12 protein-coding genes are annotated in these 14,545 nt (G+C 62.6%); 2 read left to right on the plus strand and 10 right to left on the minus strand.

The genetic code is table 11. The features are described 5' to 3' along the window. Positions 1 to 4: 4 nt before the first annotated feature. From ACJ2A4_RS06385 to ACJ2A4_RS06425, 9 genes are all read right to left on the minus strand, one after another. Positions 5 to 1,552, minus strand: coding sequence for a glucoamylase family protein (locus tag ACJ2A4_RS06385; RefSeq protein WP_408872185.1), 1,548 nt, complete (start codon positions 1,550 to 1,552; stop codon positions 5 to 7). Positions 1,553 to 1,656: 104 nt separating this feature from the next. Further along, positions 1,657 to 2,529 (minus strand): xanthine dehydrogenase accessory protein XdhC, encoded by an 873-nt coding sequence (gene xdhC, locus ACJ2A4_RS06390; RefSeq protein WP_408872186.1) that lies wholly within the window; start codon positions 2,527 to 2,529, stop codon positions 1,657 to 1,659. A gap of 2 nt (positions 2,530 to 2,531) precedes the next feature. Then, positions 2,532 to 4,352 (minus strand): xanthine dehydrogenase molybdopterin binding subunit, encoded by a 1,821-nt coding sequence (locus tag ACJ2A4_RS06395; RefSeq protein ID WP_408872187.1) that lies wholly within the window; start codon positions 4,350 to 4,352, stop codon positions 2,532 to 2,534. Beyond that, positions 4,345 to 5,805: a xanthine dehydrogenase small subunit gene (gene xdhA, locus ACJ2A4_RS06400; protein WP_408872188.1), complete on the minus strand. Its 1,461-nt coding sequence runs from the start codon at positions 5,803 to 5,805 to the stop codon at positions 4,345 to 4,347. Before xdhA ends, ACJ2A4_RS06395 begins: the two co-directional genes overlap by 8 nt. 104 nt (positions 5,806 to 5,909) lie before the next feature. Further along, the gene (locus tag ACJ2A4_RS06405) at positions 5,910 to 6,842 is read right to left on the minus strand and encodes an ABC transporter ATP-binding protein (protein WP_408872189.1); all 933 of its coding nucleotides are present in this window, start codon (positions 6,840 to 6,842) and stop codon (positions 5,910 to 5,912) included. Continuing rightward, positions 6,839 to 7,792, minus strand: coding sequence for an ABC transporter ATP-binding protein (locus ACJ2A4_RS06410; protein ID WP_408872190.1), 954 nt, complete (start codon positions 7,790 to 7,792; stop codon positions 6,839 to 6,841). The genes ACJ2A4_RS06405 and ACJ2A4_RS06410 overlap by 4 nt, the downstream gene beginning before the upstream one ends. Beyond that, positions 7,782 to 8,765, minus strand: a complete 984-nt coding sequence (locus ACJ2A4_RS06415; protein ID WP_408872191.1) for an ABC transporter permease — start codon at positions 8,763 to 8,765, stop codon at positions 7,782 to 7,784. The genes ACJ2A4_RS06410 and ACJ2A4_RS06415 overlap by 11 nt, the downstream gene beginning before the upstream one ends. After that, the gene (locus ACJ2A4_RS06420; protein ID WP_408872192.1) at positions 8,762 to 9,745 is read right to left on the minus strand and encodes an ABC transporter permease; all 984 of its coding nucleotides are present in this window, start codon (positions 9,743 to 9,745) and stop codon (positions 8,762 to 8,764) included. Before ACJ2A4_RS06420 ends, ACJ2A4_RS06415 begins: the two co-directional genes overlap by 4 nt. A 70-nt stretch (positions 9,746 to 9,815) precedes the next feature. Next, positions 9,816 to 10,013, minus strand: coding sequence for a hypothetical protein (locus ACJ2A4_RS06425; RefSeq protein ID WP_062500561.1), 198 nt, complete (start codon positions 10,011 to 10,013; stop codon positions 9,816 to 9,818). A gap of 322 nt (positions 10,014 to 10,335) precedes the next feature. Between ACJ2A4_RS06425 and cysK the strand changes: the two genes are divergently transcribed. Further along, complete coding sequence (gene cysK, locus ACJ2A4_RS06430) at positions 10,336 to 11,331, plus strand: cysteine synthase A (protein WP_408872193.1); 996 nt, start codon at positions 10,336 to 10,338, stop codon at positions 11,329 to 11,331. A gap of 124 nt (positions 11,332 to 11,455) precedes the next feature. Continuing rightward, on the plus strand, positions 11,456 to 12,124 hold the full coding sequence (locus tag ACJ2A4_RS06435; protein WP_408872194.1) for an RBBP9/YdeN family alpha/beta hydrolase: 669 nt from the start codon (positions 11,456 to 11,458) through the stop codon (positions 12,122 to 12,124). 21 nt (positions 12,125 to 12,145) lie between these two features. On the opposite strand, the gene ACJ2A4_RS06440 is transcribed toward ACJ2A4_RS06435, so the two are convergent. After that, positions 12,146 to 14,521, minus strand: a complete 2,376-nt coding sequence (locus tag ACJ2A4_RS06440; RefSeq protein WP_408872195.1) for a heavy metal translocating P-type ATPase — start codon at positions 14,519 to 14,521, stop codon at positions 12,146 to 12,148. Positions 14,522 to 14,545: the final 24 nt, after the last annotated feature.

Genomic DNA, 14,545 nt, shown 5'->3' on the forward strand with positions numbered 1-14,545 from the left:
TTCCTCAGAGGGATTTGCCGGCCGGGGTGGACGCGGCTGTCGTGGTCCGCAGCCAGCCACCCTCAAACCCTGCGCGCTCCAGCCCGGCGCGCAGATAGGGATTCTTTTTCATCGTGTTCCACACGAGCCCGCTGCGCCAGTTCTCCAGCATCAGCAGGATCGGTCCCTGATCGATCCCGAGTTGCTGACCATCCACCCAGTAGGATTTCTGATCGGCAAAGGACGGATTGAAGGCGTCGAGGAAGCCGTACTTGTTGTAAATCCGGTCCCCGTAACGCGCCCGCATTTCCTTAAGTGCTGGCAGGGCAATTTCCGGTGCAAAGGCAATTGAACCACCGACAGCCGTAGGTGCGATTGTCCCGTCATCGAGAATATAGTCCCGCCCCGCCCCACGCGCACTGTAGGCGAGGTAATGGCGCTGCTTGCCATGATAGACCTGCTGCGCATCACCGGGTCCATCACAGGCCGTCAGCCCCCAGATATTGGGACCATAATCCTTCCAGTCGCCGGGATTGGCACGGGCATAGGCCTGCTGGGCATAGGCCGCTTCACGCCCGTTCTGGAAATAATCGACGTTATGGGCCCGGTCCCAGGCATCCTGCACGCCGCGGAAATCAATCCAAGATTCACTGTACTGATGGCCGAACATCGGTGCGAAGTTCAGTAGTTTGTGACCCTGGAAATCGCCCCACTGCCCTTCATAGGTCGCCGTCCAGGTCTTCCAGGTCTCGGCCGGAAGCGGATGCGTTGGTGAGCCGAGGGCCTGAAGATAGATGATCAGACCCTCGTTATAGCCCTTCCAGTCGCTAGGCAGGAACGTATGCGGCGGCATCCACCCCATGCTGAGCCAGGGACCATGGGCTTTCATCCACGTCCAGTCGATCCGGCGGTACAGATGGTCCGCAATGTCGCGGATTTCCTTTTCCTGCGGCGTGTCATGATCGAAATAGGACTGCGAGAACAGCACGCCTCCCATCAGCAGCGCGGTATCGACACTGGACAGCTCTGACCAGTCCGCGACGCGCAGGCCGGTGTTGGGATCAAGGAAATGGTAGAAAAAGCCGTGATAGCCCGCAGCACCCGAGACATGATCATTCTGCGGCAGGCTGGCGAGGAAACGCAGCGTTGTCAGGGTCCGGTCCACGGCCTGCTGGCGGGTGATGTAGTTCCGCTCCACACCGATGCCATAAGCCGTCAGGCCGAAGCCGACACTGGCAATGCTGGCAGCCCCGTTGGGGAGCGGCGCACGATCCGGCACCAGGCCATTCTGCGGATTGGCCGTTTCCCAGAACCAGTTGAAGGTCCGCTTTTCCAGATCATCAACGAAAGCAGCATCGGCAGCCGGCAGGCTCGCAGGCTGAAGGGCTGGCGTCAGCGTCGTGCTGTGCGTGGGGGCGGCCTTTGCGGAAGGAAGCATCAGGGCCATCGCGCCCAGAGCCATCCCGACCCGCCGGAAGCGCGCCATCCGGGAGGCCCTTCTGTCGCCCGTTACGGCCTGTAGAGAGAAAAACGGGACTTCGGAAGTCCGCTGCGTCCGGTGCTGCATGCTCATGCGGGGAGGATAAGCAGAAGCACAGACCGCCACGCACCTCCCGTTACATCAACTTTCTGTGACATTCAAAAAGTGAGGGAACTCCGCCCTTGTTATGGAGAACTTTATGACAGGATTGAGGCGAATGTAACATCCGCAATATCTGAAATGACTGGTTCCGAAAATTCAGGGCTGGCAACCGAATCTGTCTCGCACAGCATCCGGGTCGCAATCTCCGCTGTCACGAAGGTCGCGATCACCTCCGGCCGCTTGTCCCGTATCCCGAAATCCCCGATTGGACAGACAAGACGATCGATCCGCTCCTGCGGAATGTCGATCTGACGGAAGGCGCTCTCAAATCGCTTACGCTTCGTCCGCGACCCGATCATGCCGACATAACGCAGATCCTCGCGCTCCAAAGCCGCCCCGGTGATCAGCGCATCCAGCGTATGGCTCTGGGTCAGGACCAGCACACCCGATCCGGCGGGAGCGCCCTGAACAAGCGGTTCCCATTGCTCGGTGACATATGCCTCTACGCCCGGCGGAACGATCCCGAACTCCTCCTCACGCGCATCAATCCAGACCAGCCGCAGCGGCAGAAGTGCGAGCGAACGTGCCAGAGCACGCCCCACATGCCCGGCCCCGAACAGCAGCAGTTGCGGCAATCGCTCCCATTCCGCACGAATTTCCGCCTCAAGGGCCTCCGCGTCTTGCACACGCTCGATGCGAACCGTCACTGCTCCGCCACAGCACTGATTAATGGCAGGACCAAGCGGGATATGACGTTCGACCAGAGCTCCGCCCGAAGCAAGAAGCGCACGTCCTTCCGCCATACAGTCCCATTCCAGCCGACCACCACCGATCGTGCCAGTCTGTTCAGTCCGGGTCAGGAGCATGAACGCGCCTTCTTCCCGTGGCGTCGAGCCCCGGGCGCGGATGACGGTCAGGCGCACGATGTCCTGCCCATCCCGCCGCCAGCGCAGAACATCCGTCAGCATGGTCAGCCCGCACACTCTTGCAGCGCCATAAGGGTTTTCAGCACCCGCTCAGGCGTGGCCGGCGCGTCGAGTTTCGGACAGGTGAGATAGTCATCCAGACTGGCGATCGCGTCCGAAATGGCCTGCAAAACCGCGACCCCATGCACGAAAGGCGGCTCCCCCACGGCCTTGGAACGGAAAATCGTCTCCTCCCGGTTCGGCGCGTTTTCCAGCAGCTCCACATTGAAAATCCGTGGCCGGTCGGAACAGGCCGGGATCTTGTAGGTGCTGGGCGCATGGGTCCGCAGACGGCCGCCGCCATCCCAGACCAGTTCTTCCGTCGTCAGCCATCCCGCACCCTGCACGAACCCGCCTTCGATCTGCACCATCTTGGTGTGCAGCCCCTGCCCCATTTCCGTCCCGCCATGGTTCACCTGAACCGAGCCGTCCGTATAGACATGCACCAGCGCACCAGCCTGATTGTAATGGGTGGCGGTAAAGGAAATGCCGAACTTCACCGGCGTCAGCGCAATGCCGCGCCGGATGATGCGGCTGGTGCGGTTGAACGCCCGGATCTCGGCCTTGCGCGCCTGATAGTCACAGCGCTCGACCAGCTTGGTGATGATCTCGGCCGTAATCGAGTCCTCGACCGTCATGTGATACGGCGTAAGATTGCGAGTTCCCGTCCCGTAAACATTGCGAAGTCGGACCGTTACAGGATCAAGACCGGTCGCAAACGCGACTTCCTCGATCACGCGCTCGGCCGCGACAATGCCCTGCGGCCCACCAAAACCGCGATAAGCTGTATTGGACTGGGTATTAGTCCGCAAAGGCTCGGATTTCAGCCGCACATCGGGATAGAAATAGGCATTATCGGCGTGAAACAGCGCCCGGTCCGTAACGGGTACGGACAGATCCGCCGCCCAGCCACACCGCGTGGCCAGCACCATATCCACGGCAAGAATATCGCCCTCATCTGTAAAGCCGACATCATAGTCGATCAGGAAATCATGCCGCTTGCCCGTGACCATCATGTCATCATCACGGTCCAGACGCGCCTTGACGGCCTGCCCCGTCCGGTCGGCAGCGATGGCGGCCAGACAGGCCCAGGCATTGGCCTGCGTCTCCTTTCCGCCGAACGCCCCGCCCATACGCCGCATTTCCGTCGTAACCAGATGATGCGGCCGCCCAAGCACGGCCGCGACCAGATGCTGCGTCTCGGATGGATGCTGCGTGGAGGACCAGATCCGCATTTCCCCGGCCTCTCCGGGCTGGGCGAGTGCGGCCTGCCCTTCCAGATAGAAATGCTCCTGCCCACCAATCTCGATCTGCCCCGACAGGCGGCGTGGCGCGGCCTTCAGGCCACGCTCCACATCGCCGCGCTGCATGGTCAGGGAACGCCAGACCATCGGGCTGCCATTCTCCCGCGCCTGCGCGATGTTCAGGATCGCAGGCTTTTCCTCATACTCGATTTTCGCCAGACGCACGGCCTGACGCGCCGCCTGACGCGAGGTCGCCACTACGGCGAACATCACCTGCCCCCAGAAATGGACATGATCCGTCGCCAGAAGCGGCTCGTCTTCCCGGTGAACCGGGCTGATCTGGTTCTCGCCCGGCACATCATCCGCCGTCAGCACGCACAACACATCCGGCGCGGCGCGCACGGCGTCCAAATCCATCGACACGATCCGCGCATGGGCCTTCGTGCTCAGCCCCGGCACGAGATGCAGCGTGCCACGTGGCTCAGGCATGTCATCAATATAGGTCGCCCGCCCCGTCACATGCAGCAGCGCGCTTTCATGCTTCATGCTGGTCGAAGCCGCCCCCGGAGCGAGATCAGACATGCGCCAGCCCTCCCGTCCGGGCGAGACGCGCCTGCGTACCGCCCGTCGTTTCTTCAAAAAACCGCGTCAGCAGGTTGGCGGCCACGGTCTGCCTATACCAGGCACTCGCCCGCATATCGGTCAGCGGGGCGAAATCTTCCAGAATGGCCGCCCGTGCAGCGTCCAGCGCGCCCTCATCCCAGACCTGCCCCATCAGCGCCGCTTCAGCACCCGATGCCCGCTTGGGCGTAGCCGCCATGCCGCCATAGGCCAGCCGGACCGCAGTAATCCGGCCCTGATCGTCCGCCTCGATCATGAAAGCTCCCAGAACGGCGGAAATGTCCTGATCGAAACGTTTGGAAATCTTGTATGCGCGAAACTGTGCATCCGGCGCGGGCTCAGGAATGCTCAGGGCCTCCACGAACTCGCCGGGCTGCCGGTCCTGCTTTCCGTAAGCGATGAAATAGTCTTCCAGCGCGATGGACCGACGCTCCGCCCCGCGCCGCAGATGCAGCGTCGCATTGGCTGCAATGAACATCGGCGGCCCGTCCCCGATCGGGGAGCCATTGGCGATATTCCCACACACCGTCGCGCTATTCCGCACCTGCGTGGAGCCCAGACGACGGATCATTTCCCCCGCATCTGGCAGCAGGTCCGCAATGGCCGGGCGCGCATCCTGATACGTCACCGCTGCCCCGATCCGCAGTCCTTCAGCCGTTCTGCTCAAAGCGCGCAATTCCGGAACGCGCCCGATCGGCACGACATGCTTCAGGCGACGCATCCCCTTCGTCACCCAAAGTCCCACATCCGTGGCACCCGCAACAATGGTCGCCTCCGGATCGGCCAGCAGGATCTCCGCCAGATCATCCGCAGACGCCGGAATGCTGAGCGTGCCTTCAGGCCCTTCAAGGCGCACGCTCTCGCCGTCCTGCAATGCCGTTAGACGTTCAGCAATCGCCTCCACCTGCGCGTCGAAACGGTCCGGACCACCCGTCATCGCCTGTTTCATGGCCCGCACGATCGGCGCATAGCCGGTGCAGCGGCACAGATTACCGGCCAGTACATCATCAATAGCCTGATCGTCCGCCGTGGCCCCTTCCGTCTTGCGATAGGCGGCCATCGACATGACGAAACCCGGCGTGCAGAACCCACATTGCGAGCCATGCTGCTCAACCATGGCACTCTGCACGGGATGCGGCGCATCAGCCGTGCCCAAGTCTTCAATCGTAAAGACCTGCGCACCGTCCAGCATACTGACGAACTGGATGCAGGCATTGACGGCGCGCCAGTTCAGCCGCCCGTCTTCAAGACGGACGACCAGCACCGTACAGGCCCCGCAATCGCCCTCATTGCAGCCTTCCTTGGTGCCGGTCCGGCCGCGCTCACGCAGCCAATCCAGCAGGGTCAGCGTCGGGGACAGATCCCTGAGCGTGCAGAGGTCTTCCCCCAGATAAAAACGGATGGTCTGTCGCATCGGGCGGGATCTCGGGCAAGGAAGACAAGGGAACGTGCAGACTTCTGTGCCCCACGGCAGGCGTTGCCGTCTATATCCAAGATCGGAACAAACCGTTGCCTTTTTTAGAGCAGCGGATAATGGCAGGCGACCGTGCGCCTTTCTCCCACTGCCCGAAGCTCCGGCCGTTCCTGCGAGCAGCGCGGCTGGGCCAGCGGACAGCGCGTGTGAAACGCACAGCCCTGCGGCGGATGGACCGGGCTCGGCACGTCGCCTTTGAGCGGCGGCGGCAATGGCCGGTCCGGACGGGGCACCGCATCCAGCAACGCCCGCGTATAGGGATGGGCCGGCGCTTCCAGAACCGCCAGTACGTCCCCTTCCTCCACGATCCGCCCCAGATACATGACGGCAATCCGGTCCGCCATCTGCCGCACAACCGCCAGGTCATGGGAGATGAACACGCACGCCACACCCAGCGAATTGCGCAGATCCCGCAGTAGATTCACGATCTGCGCCTGCACCGACACATCGAGCGCCGAGGTTGGCTCATCGGCCACCAGAAGATCCGGTTCCAGCATCAGGGCCCGGGCAATGTTCAGACGCTGCCGCTGACCGCCCGAGAACTCATGCGGATACCGGGCCAGAACGGACGACGACAGGCCCACCTGCTCCAGCAGCGTCGCAATGCGCTCCGCAATGCCGGTCCGTCCATGGATCCGCATCGGCTCCGCCAGCGTGTCACCGATGGTACGGCGCGGATTGAACGTCGAGGACGAATCCTGAAACACCATCTGCATCCGGGGTCGCCAGCGCCGTAGTGCACGGTCCGACAGGCCGGAAATCCGCTCGCCTTCAAAGAACACATCACCCGAACTCGGTGTCCCCAGCCCGATCAGCGTCCGGCCCAGCGTGGACTTGCCACAGCCGGACTCCCCGACCAGCGCCAGAGCCTCTCCGCGATGCACGACCAGCGACACATCGCTTACGGCCCGCAGGGTTTCCCCATGCGACAGGCGGTAGTGTTTGCTGAGGTTTTTCGCTTCAAGCAGAACAGTCATGCATCATACAGCACGCAGGCCACGCGCCGCCCTTCTTCCGGTTCACGCAACGCAGGACGCACGGCACAGTCCGGCCGCACGTACCGGCAACGTGGCGCGAAAACACAGCCTTCCGGGCGCGCATCCGGGGCTGGCGGACGCCCCGGAATGGTTGGCAGCGCATCCGGCCTCGGACCATCCAGCGGCGGGATCGCTTCCAGCAAAGCCTGCGTATAGGGATGCAGCGGCCGCGCCATGACCGCCGCAACCGGCCCCTGCTCCACCACAAGCCCGGAATAGACAACCGCTACATGCGTGCAGGTCTGCGCCACGACGCCCATGTCGTGCGTGATCAGCATCACACCCGCCCCGCTGTCGCGGATTTCGCACAGCAACGTCAGGATCTGCGCCTGCACCGTGACATCGAGCGCCGTAGTCGGTTCATCCGCGATCAGAAGTGCGGGGTCACAGGACAGCGCCATCGCAATCATGGCGCGCTGCCGTAGACCGCCGGAAAGCTGGTGCGGAAAGCGCTTCGCCGCCGCTTCCGGATCGGGAACGCCCATCCGTCCCAGCAGTGCCACGGTCCGCGCCCGCGCTTCACGACGGCTGACGCGCTCATGCAGGCGGATCTGTTCATCAATCTGCGCGCCAATGGAGCGCACCGGCAGGAACGCCGTCATCGGGTCCTGAAAGATCATGGCCATGCCCGCACCACGCAGACGCCGCCACTCCCGATCTTTCATCCCGAGCAGTTCGCGCGCCTCAAAACCGATGGAGCCTGAGGCTTTCAGCCCCGGCAGCAGCCCCATCACGCTCATGGCCGTCAGGCTTTTCCCCGACCCGGACTCCCCCACCACGCCAAGCGCATCCCCACGCCGCACGGTCAGGGACACGTCTTCCAGCAGGGCCGTCCCATCCGGCAGTTCCAGATGCAGGTGATGCAGCTTTAAAAGAGCGTCAGCGCCCATGCCGCCCCTCCATAATCCGCGGGTCCAGCAGGGCATAGAGCCCGTCCACCAGCGCATTGGCGATGACGACAAAAACGGCGGCATACATGACCGTCGCCATGATGAGCGGCAGGTCGAGCGTTGCCAGTGCCTGATAGGTCAGCCGCCCCACGCCCGGCATGGCGAACACAACTTCCGTCAGAAGCGCGCCGCCCCCCAGAAGCTGCGCAAAATCCAGCCCGAACAGCGACACATAGCTCAGCCAAGACAACCGCAGACCATGCCACAGCCACACGCGCACCGGCCCCGCCCCCTTGGCACGGGCGGTGCGAATGGCGTCTTCGCCCATGGCGGTCAGAAGTTCGGAGCGCAGGACACGCGCATACAGGCCGATGAAACACACCGCCAATGTCAGGGACGGCAGGAACAGCGCCTTCGCCCAGCCCCAGGGACTCTGCGAAAACGGCACGTATCCAAGCGGCGGCACCCAGCGGAACAGGAACGTGTCATGCCAGCGGCTCTGTGTGACGAGATTGACGACTTCCCCGAGCCAGAACACCGGCATGGACAGCCCGATCAGCCCCAGAACCATCAGCAGCCGGTCCACCCAGCTGTCGCGCAGCACAGCGGACGCAATTCCGAACACCAGCGATCCACTGACCCAGAAAAACGCGGCCCACAGCACGAGCGAGAGTGTCACCGGGGCTGCCTGCAACACTTCGGGCACAACGCGCTGCCCGTGATTGACGAAAGACGTCAGATCCCGGCTGACGAACAGCTTTTCCATCATCTTCACATACTGAACGGGCAAGGGCCGATCGAACCCATACTCCGCGCGGATACGTTCCACGACCTGCGGACTGGCGCCCCGGCCTGCAATGCGCGCTGTCGGGTCCGCACCCGGTGTCGCAAAGAAAATGCAGAATACCAGAACCGAAATCCCGAAAATGACCAGCAGCATCTGCCCGGTCCGGGAGGCTAAGCTGCGGATCATCGGCCTGCTCCTTTCGGATCAAGCTGATCCCGCAGCGCATTGCCCAGAACATTAAGCGCCAGCACGGTCAGAACAATTGCCAGCCCCGGCGCGATGGCCACTATGGGACGCGTATAGAGCAGCCCTTCCCCGTCCTGAATGATCGTCCCCCAGGACGCCGCCGGTGCCTGAACGCCGAGCGACAGAAAGGACAGCGCGGATTCCGCCAGCATGCACAGCGCCATCACCAGCGGAGCCAGAACGGCCATGGTCGGCGTCAGCCCCGGCAGGATCTCCCGCCATAGAATACGGAAATCCGACGCTCCCATGCCCCGCGCCGCCATCACAAACCCCGCCTGCGACAGGCTCAACGCCCGTGCCCGCAATGGTCGCGCCGCATAGGGCACATAGACCAGCGCGATAATCCCGATCGGGATCAGCAGATTATCCGCCCCGATGGTCACAGGCCCAAGCCGGATGCCATGCCCCACCGTGACGACGGACAGCGAAATTGCGAACAGATAGACCGGGATCGCCCAGAGCATATCCAGAATGCGCGACAGGATCAGGTCGATCCAGCCGCCGAAATACCCGGCACAGATCCCGATACAGGCCGCCAGACAGAGGCAGACCGTCGCGGACGCCGCCGCAATCAGCAGGGAATTGCGCCCCCCATACAGAACCCGTGCGGCAACGTCGCGCCCCTGCGAGTCCGCCCCGAGCGCATACGGCCCCGGCCGCCAGTCCGGTCCGATCGGACTGAGCCCCAGATGCAGCGGATTGTCGTTGGGCTGCATCAGATCAACGCGCTGTCCGTTCCGGATTGTCGTGCCTGCGATGTCGGAAGAAAACGGATCAATCCCGTTGAGCGTCGCATAAAGCGGGGCAGACAGGCAGGCGAGGATGATGGAAACCAGAAGCAGGGCCGCGAAGGCGCCATCACGGCGCGTCAGAACAGCGCGGATAATCCGCCGATAACTTCCTTCCACGCCTGCTCCCATCCGTTCCGGTTCGTGATCTTTTTTCGTTCTACAGCACGAACACGTCCGGACAGAAGAGGCTCTTCGTCAATCAGACCATCTGGCGACCAGGTTTGCGCACATGCTGGCGGATGCGCTGCTGCAGCGCGACCAGATCGGGAAGAAGTTCGTTATGGAGCGCGCGCACGCTGTCATGCGCGGCATAGAAGCGTCTCGTGCCACTCGTGCTGACCAGAATGGCCGCGCCGAGGAAGACGCCGTTGATTTCGATAATGGTTGAACCAAGCATGATGCCGGACCCTGAAGAAAGAGCCCGACAGTCCAGTTATCGGGCGTTATGACACGCCGGAGACGACTGTCTCCGGACCTGAAGCGGAGCAGCGTTTGCGCTGCGTGCTACACATTCGACACATCATTGACCGACTGGTCCCGTTGCTGTGGATGCCACTGGAGGCTGTCAGATACGACGGCCTGCGCCGTGCCGTCAACATATAACGCATGAACATGATGTGATATCGACGTCACGCCCATAATAACGCTATTGTTTCGTTGTAACGGAAATCATCATTTACCGTCTGCCCTTTTCCCCATTTCCCATGTTAAGTGAGGCCATGAGCAAGAAGGTTCCGCTGTCCCCCGCCCCGTTCGAAGGTTATGCCGCCCCCCGGGGACGCGTTTTCAACTCTTTTCTGGAGACGGTGGGAGGCACACCGCTGGTCGCGCTGCCACATCTGACCCAGCGCGAGCATCTTAACGGGCGGCTGCTCCTCAAGCTGGAATTCTTCAACCCGCTCGGCTCCGTCAAGGACCGGATCGGCGTGGCCATGCTGCGCGATGCCGAAGCGCGCGGCCTGATTACGCCGGGCCGCACGGTCCTGATCGAGCCAACCTCGGGCAATACCGGCATTTCGCTCGCTTTCGCGGCCGTGGCGCTGGGATATCGCCTGATCGTCACCATGCCGGAAAATGCCTCGACCGAGCGCCGCAAGATGCTGCGCCTGATGGGCGCGGACACGGAACTGACGCCTGCATCCCGCGGCATGGCCGGCGCCATCGAACGCGCCGAGCAACTCAACCGCACCCTGCCCGATGCCTGGATGCCGAGCCAGTTCGAAAACGACGCCAACCCGGCCGTGCATGAAACCACGACGGCCCAGGAAATCTGGGAAGATACGGCAGGCAAGGTCGATATGGTCGTAGCCGGTCTGGGCACGGGTGGTACGGCATCCGGCATTGCCCATGGCCTGAAAAAACATCGTAAATCCATCAAGGTCTATGGTGTGGAGCCGCGCGAAAGTGCCGTGCTGCACGGCGACGAGCCCGGCCCGCATGGCATTCAGGGCATCGGCCCTGGTTTCGAGCCTGATACGCTGGATCTCAAGGCGCTGGATGGCGTGTTCGAAGTCTCCGAACAGGAAGCTGTGGCAACCGCACGTCTCTGTGCAGCGGTTGAAGGCATCCCCATCGGAATTTCCTCGGGGGCCGCGCTGTTTGCGGGAATGGAGCTGGCCCGCAAGCCCTCCAGCCGGGGCAAGACGATCGTGGCCATCGTCCCGTCCTTCGCGGAACGCTACCTCTCCACACAGCTCTTCGATGGGCTGGCCTGAGCACCAACAAAACAACTACAAACAAAAGTTATTTTATTTAATAGGCGTTTGTGTTCGTTATTAATTCGAAGTCCTGTTCCGCTCTCATGCAGAAGAGTCGGGGCGGCTGAGAGGAGATAACGTCATGAACCTGTTTTCCGGCCGTCCGACATCTTTCGATCCCGCCTGGGCGACGCATGGCCTGCCCGATACGGGCCGCCAGCAGATCGCCGGTGCGTTCCAGCGCCTCGGCCAGCAGGTCGAGTTGCTGCTGGTTCCCGGCCTCTTCGGTTCGGGCCCGGATCACTGGCAGTCCCACTGGGAACAGACTTATGGCCTGAAACGTCTTCACCAGACGGACTGGGAAACGCCCACACCCGCAGACTGGGAAGCAGCGCTCACCACTGCGGTCGAGGCCTCATCCCGTCCGGTTTTTCTGATTGCCCACAGTCTTGGAGCCGTGCTGAGTGCCAGGTGGCTGAGCCGGCATGGCGGACAGCGCGTGGCCGGGGCGTTTCTGGTCGCGCCTGCCGATATTGACCAGACGGCCCATCCGGACGTCGAACGCATCCGCGCTTTCGGGCCGCTTCCCAACACGCCCCTGCCCGTTCCCACGGCCCTCATGGCCAGCAGCAATGACCCCTGGCTGTCCCTGCCGCGAGCGCGCGTGCTGGCCAGTCGGTGGCAGTCGGATTTTCTGGAAGCGGGCGCGGTCGGCCATATCGGCAGCAGCGAACCGCTGGGTCTGTGGGAGCATGGCGCGACGGCCATGCTCGATTTTGCCCGCAGGAAACTCCCGTTCCGGGTGCAGTGAACGCACCCGGAAACGTCTGCCTCAGGACTTGCCGGAGATCGGTTTCCAGCGGTTGAGCAGCAGGGAGTTGCTGACCACCGAGACGGAACTCATGGCCATGGCAGCCCCCGCCACGATCGGGTTCAGCATCCCGAAAGCCGCCAGCGGCAAACCCAGAATGTTGTAGATGAAGGCGAAGAACAGGTTCTGCCGGATCTTGGACAGGGTGGCATGGGACAGCGAAATCGCATCCAGAACGCCCGTCATCTCGCTCTTCATCAGCACGACATCGGCCGTATCGAGAGCCACGGCAGAGCCCGCACCAATGGCGAACCCGACATCAGCGGCGGCCAGTGCCGGCGCATCATTGATGCCGTCTCCCACCATGCCAACCAGACCGCCCTGCGCCCGGTATTTCGCAACACCATCCGCCTTGTGCTCGGGCAGAACGCCGGCGAGATAGTCGTCTATGCCAACCCGTCGTGCCACCACCGACGCCGCGCGTTCATTGTCGCCGGTCAGCATCACGACCCGGATGCCCCGGGCCTTCAGGGCCTCTACAGTCGCCACGGCATCGGACCGGAGTTCATCCGCCAGCGCGATGATGCCCAGAACCTGACCGCCCTGCGCCACGGCGATAACGGTATTACCTTCGCTTTCCAGCGCGGCAACCGGCAGCGCCGACAGGTCCAGACCACTCGCCTGCATGAAAGCCGGCGAACCCAGACGCGCCTCCTGCCCCCCACACTGCGCAACAACGCCCTTACCCGGAACTGCCTGAAAATCCTCGACTGCGGCAGGCGCATTTCCACCGTGGCTTTCGGTATAATCCACGATGGCGCGAGCCAGCGGATGCTCGGAATGATGCTCCAGGGCATGCGCAACACCCAGAAACCGATCCACCGGAATGCCAGCTGCCGGATAAACGGCAGCAATCGTGGGGCGGCCCTGCGTCAGGGTGCCGGTCTTGTCGACGATGATGGTCTTGAGTTTCTCGGCCCGCTCCAGCGCATCCGCATTGCGAAACAGAATGCCGGACTGTGCGCCACGCCCCGTTCCGACCATGATGGCCGTCGGCGTCGCCAGACCCAGCGAGCACGGGCAGGCAATAACCAGAACGGAGACCGCGGAGACCAGACTCCATGCTGCGGAACCGGTCACGGCCCAGCCAATCAGGAAAGTCAGCACCGCAATCCCGATGACCGCAGGCACGAAAACGCCCGAAACCTTATCGGCCAGACGCTGCACATTGGCCTTGGAGCCCTGCGCCTGCTCGACCATCTTCACGATCCGGGACAGCGCCGTATCTGCACCCACGCCAGTAGCCCACACACGCAGCGCGCCATTGGCGTTCATCGTGCCGCCAAAGACCTCGTTGCCGATTTCCTTGAGAACCGGAACGCTCTCACCCGTCAGCATGGACTCGTTGATTTCGGACGCGCCCTCGATGATCTGACCATCCACCGGCACGCTCTCGCCCGGACGCACGACGAAAATGTCGCCGACATGCATATCCGCAACCGCGCGGTCCATGATCGCACCGTCCCGCTCGACATGCGCGATCTGCGGCTGAAGCTGGAGCAGGCTCTCGATCCCGGCGCTGGTCCTGTTCTTGGCGCGGGTCTCCATGAGCTTGCCGAGCGAGATCAGCGTGATGATGGACGCACTGGCTTCGAAATAGACATGCTGGTGCAGCCCGAACACCACCACGATCGCACTGAACAGCCAGGCAATGGACGTTCCGAGCACGACCAGCACATCCATATTGGCTGACCCGCCACGCACGGCATTCCAGGCCCTGCGATACAGATGCGCCCCACAGACGAACTGCACGATCGTCGCGAACAGGAACTGCACCGGAACCGGTACGATCATGCGCCCGAAGGCCATGCCAATCATCTCGGCAAAGAGCGGCAGGGACAGGACGAGCGTCAGAATGAAGCGGTTGCGCTCACGCTTCCAGATGGCTTCACGCCTGGCTTTGGGATCTTCACGCGTTCCCTCGTCCAGCCGTTCCGCGCCAAAACCGGCCTTTTCGATCTTCCCGATCAGGAAGGCCGGTTCGACCACGCCGGGAATGTAATTGATATGCGCCCTCTCGGCCGCGAAATTCACGCTGGCCTGCACGGAAGGCTGACGGTTCAGGATTTTCTCGATCCGCGCCGCACAGGCCGTGCAGGTCATACCCGACAGCGACAGGTCAAGGCTCTTTTCATCCACGGAAAAGCCGGCACGGCGCACGGCCGCCACGACGCTTTCAACGGAGGATGACGCATTTTCAAAAACGACCTGCGCGCGTTCGGACGCAAAGTTCACCGTTGCCTTCACACCGTCCTGACGGTTGAGAACTTTTTCAATCCGCGCGGCACAGGCAGCACAGGTCATGCCACCGACGGGGAAACTGATCGTTTCTGACATCTGGAAGGGGTCCTGTCGGCTGGA

Source organism: Gluconobacter roseus (assembly GCF_046058915.1).
In the GTDB taxonomy this organism is placed as follows: Bacteria; Pseudomonadota; Alphaproteobacteria; order Acetobacterales; family Acetobacteraceae; genus Gluconobacter; species Gluconobacter roseus_A.

Coding starts and splice junctions, on each gene's coding strand:
- ACJ2A4_RS06385 (WP_408872185.1), bottom strand. CDS start 1,552: ATGAGCATGCAGCACCGGACGCAGCGGACTTCCGAAGTCCCGTTTTTC.
- xdhC (WP_408872186.1), bottom strand. CDS start 2,529: ATGCTGACGGATGTTCTGCGCTGGCGGCGGGATGGGCAGGACATCGTG.
- ACJ2A4_RS06395 (WP_408872187.1), bottom strand. CDS start 4,352: ATGTCTGATCTCGCTCCGGGGGCGGCTTCGACCAGCATGAAGCATGAA.
- xdhA (WP_408872188.1), bottom strand. CDS start 5,805: ATGCGACAGACCATCCGTTTTTATCTGGGGGAAGACCTCTGCACGCTC.
- ACJ2A4_RS06405 (WP_408872189.1), bottom strand. CDS start 6,842: ATGACTGTTCTGCTTGAAGCGAAAAACCTCAGCAAACACTACCGCCTG.
- ACJ2A4_RS06410 (WP_408872190.1), bottom strand. CDS start 7,792: ATGGGCGCTGACGCTCTTTTAAAGCTGCATCACCTGCATCTGGAACTG.
- ACJ2A4_RS06415 (WP_408872191.1), bottom strand. CDS start 8,765: ATGATCCGCAGCTTAGCCTCCCGGACCGGGCAGATGCTGCTGGTCATT.
- ACJ2A4_RS06420 (WP_408872192.1), bottom strand. CDS start 9,745: ATGGGAGCAGGCGTGGAAGGAAGTTATCGGCGGATTATCCGCGCTGTT.
- ACJ2A4_RS06425 (WP_062500561.1), bottom strand. CDS start 10,013: ATGCTTGGTTCAACCATTATCGAAATCAACGGCGTCTTCCTCGGCGCG.
- cysK (WP_408872193.1), top strand. CDS start 10,336: ATGAGCAAGAAGGTTCCGCTGTCCCCCGCCCCGTTCGAAGGTTATGCC.
- ACJ2A4_RS06435 (WP_408872194.1), top strand. CDS start 11,456: ATGAACCTGTTTTCCGGCCGTCCGACATCTTTCGATCCCGCCTGGGCG.
- ACJ2A4_RS06440 (WP_408872195.1), bottom strand. CDS start 14,521: ATGTCAGAAACGATCAGTTTCCCCGTCGGTGGCATGACCTGTGCTGCC.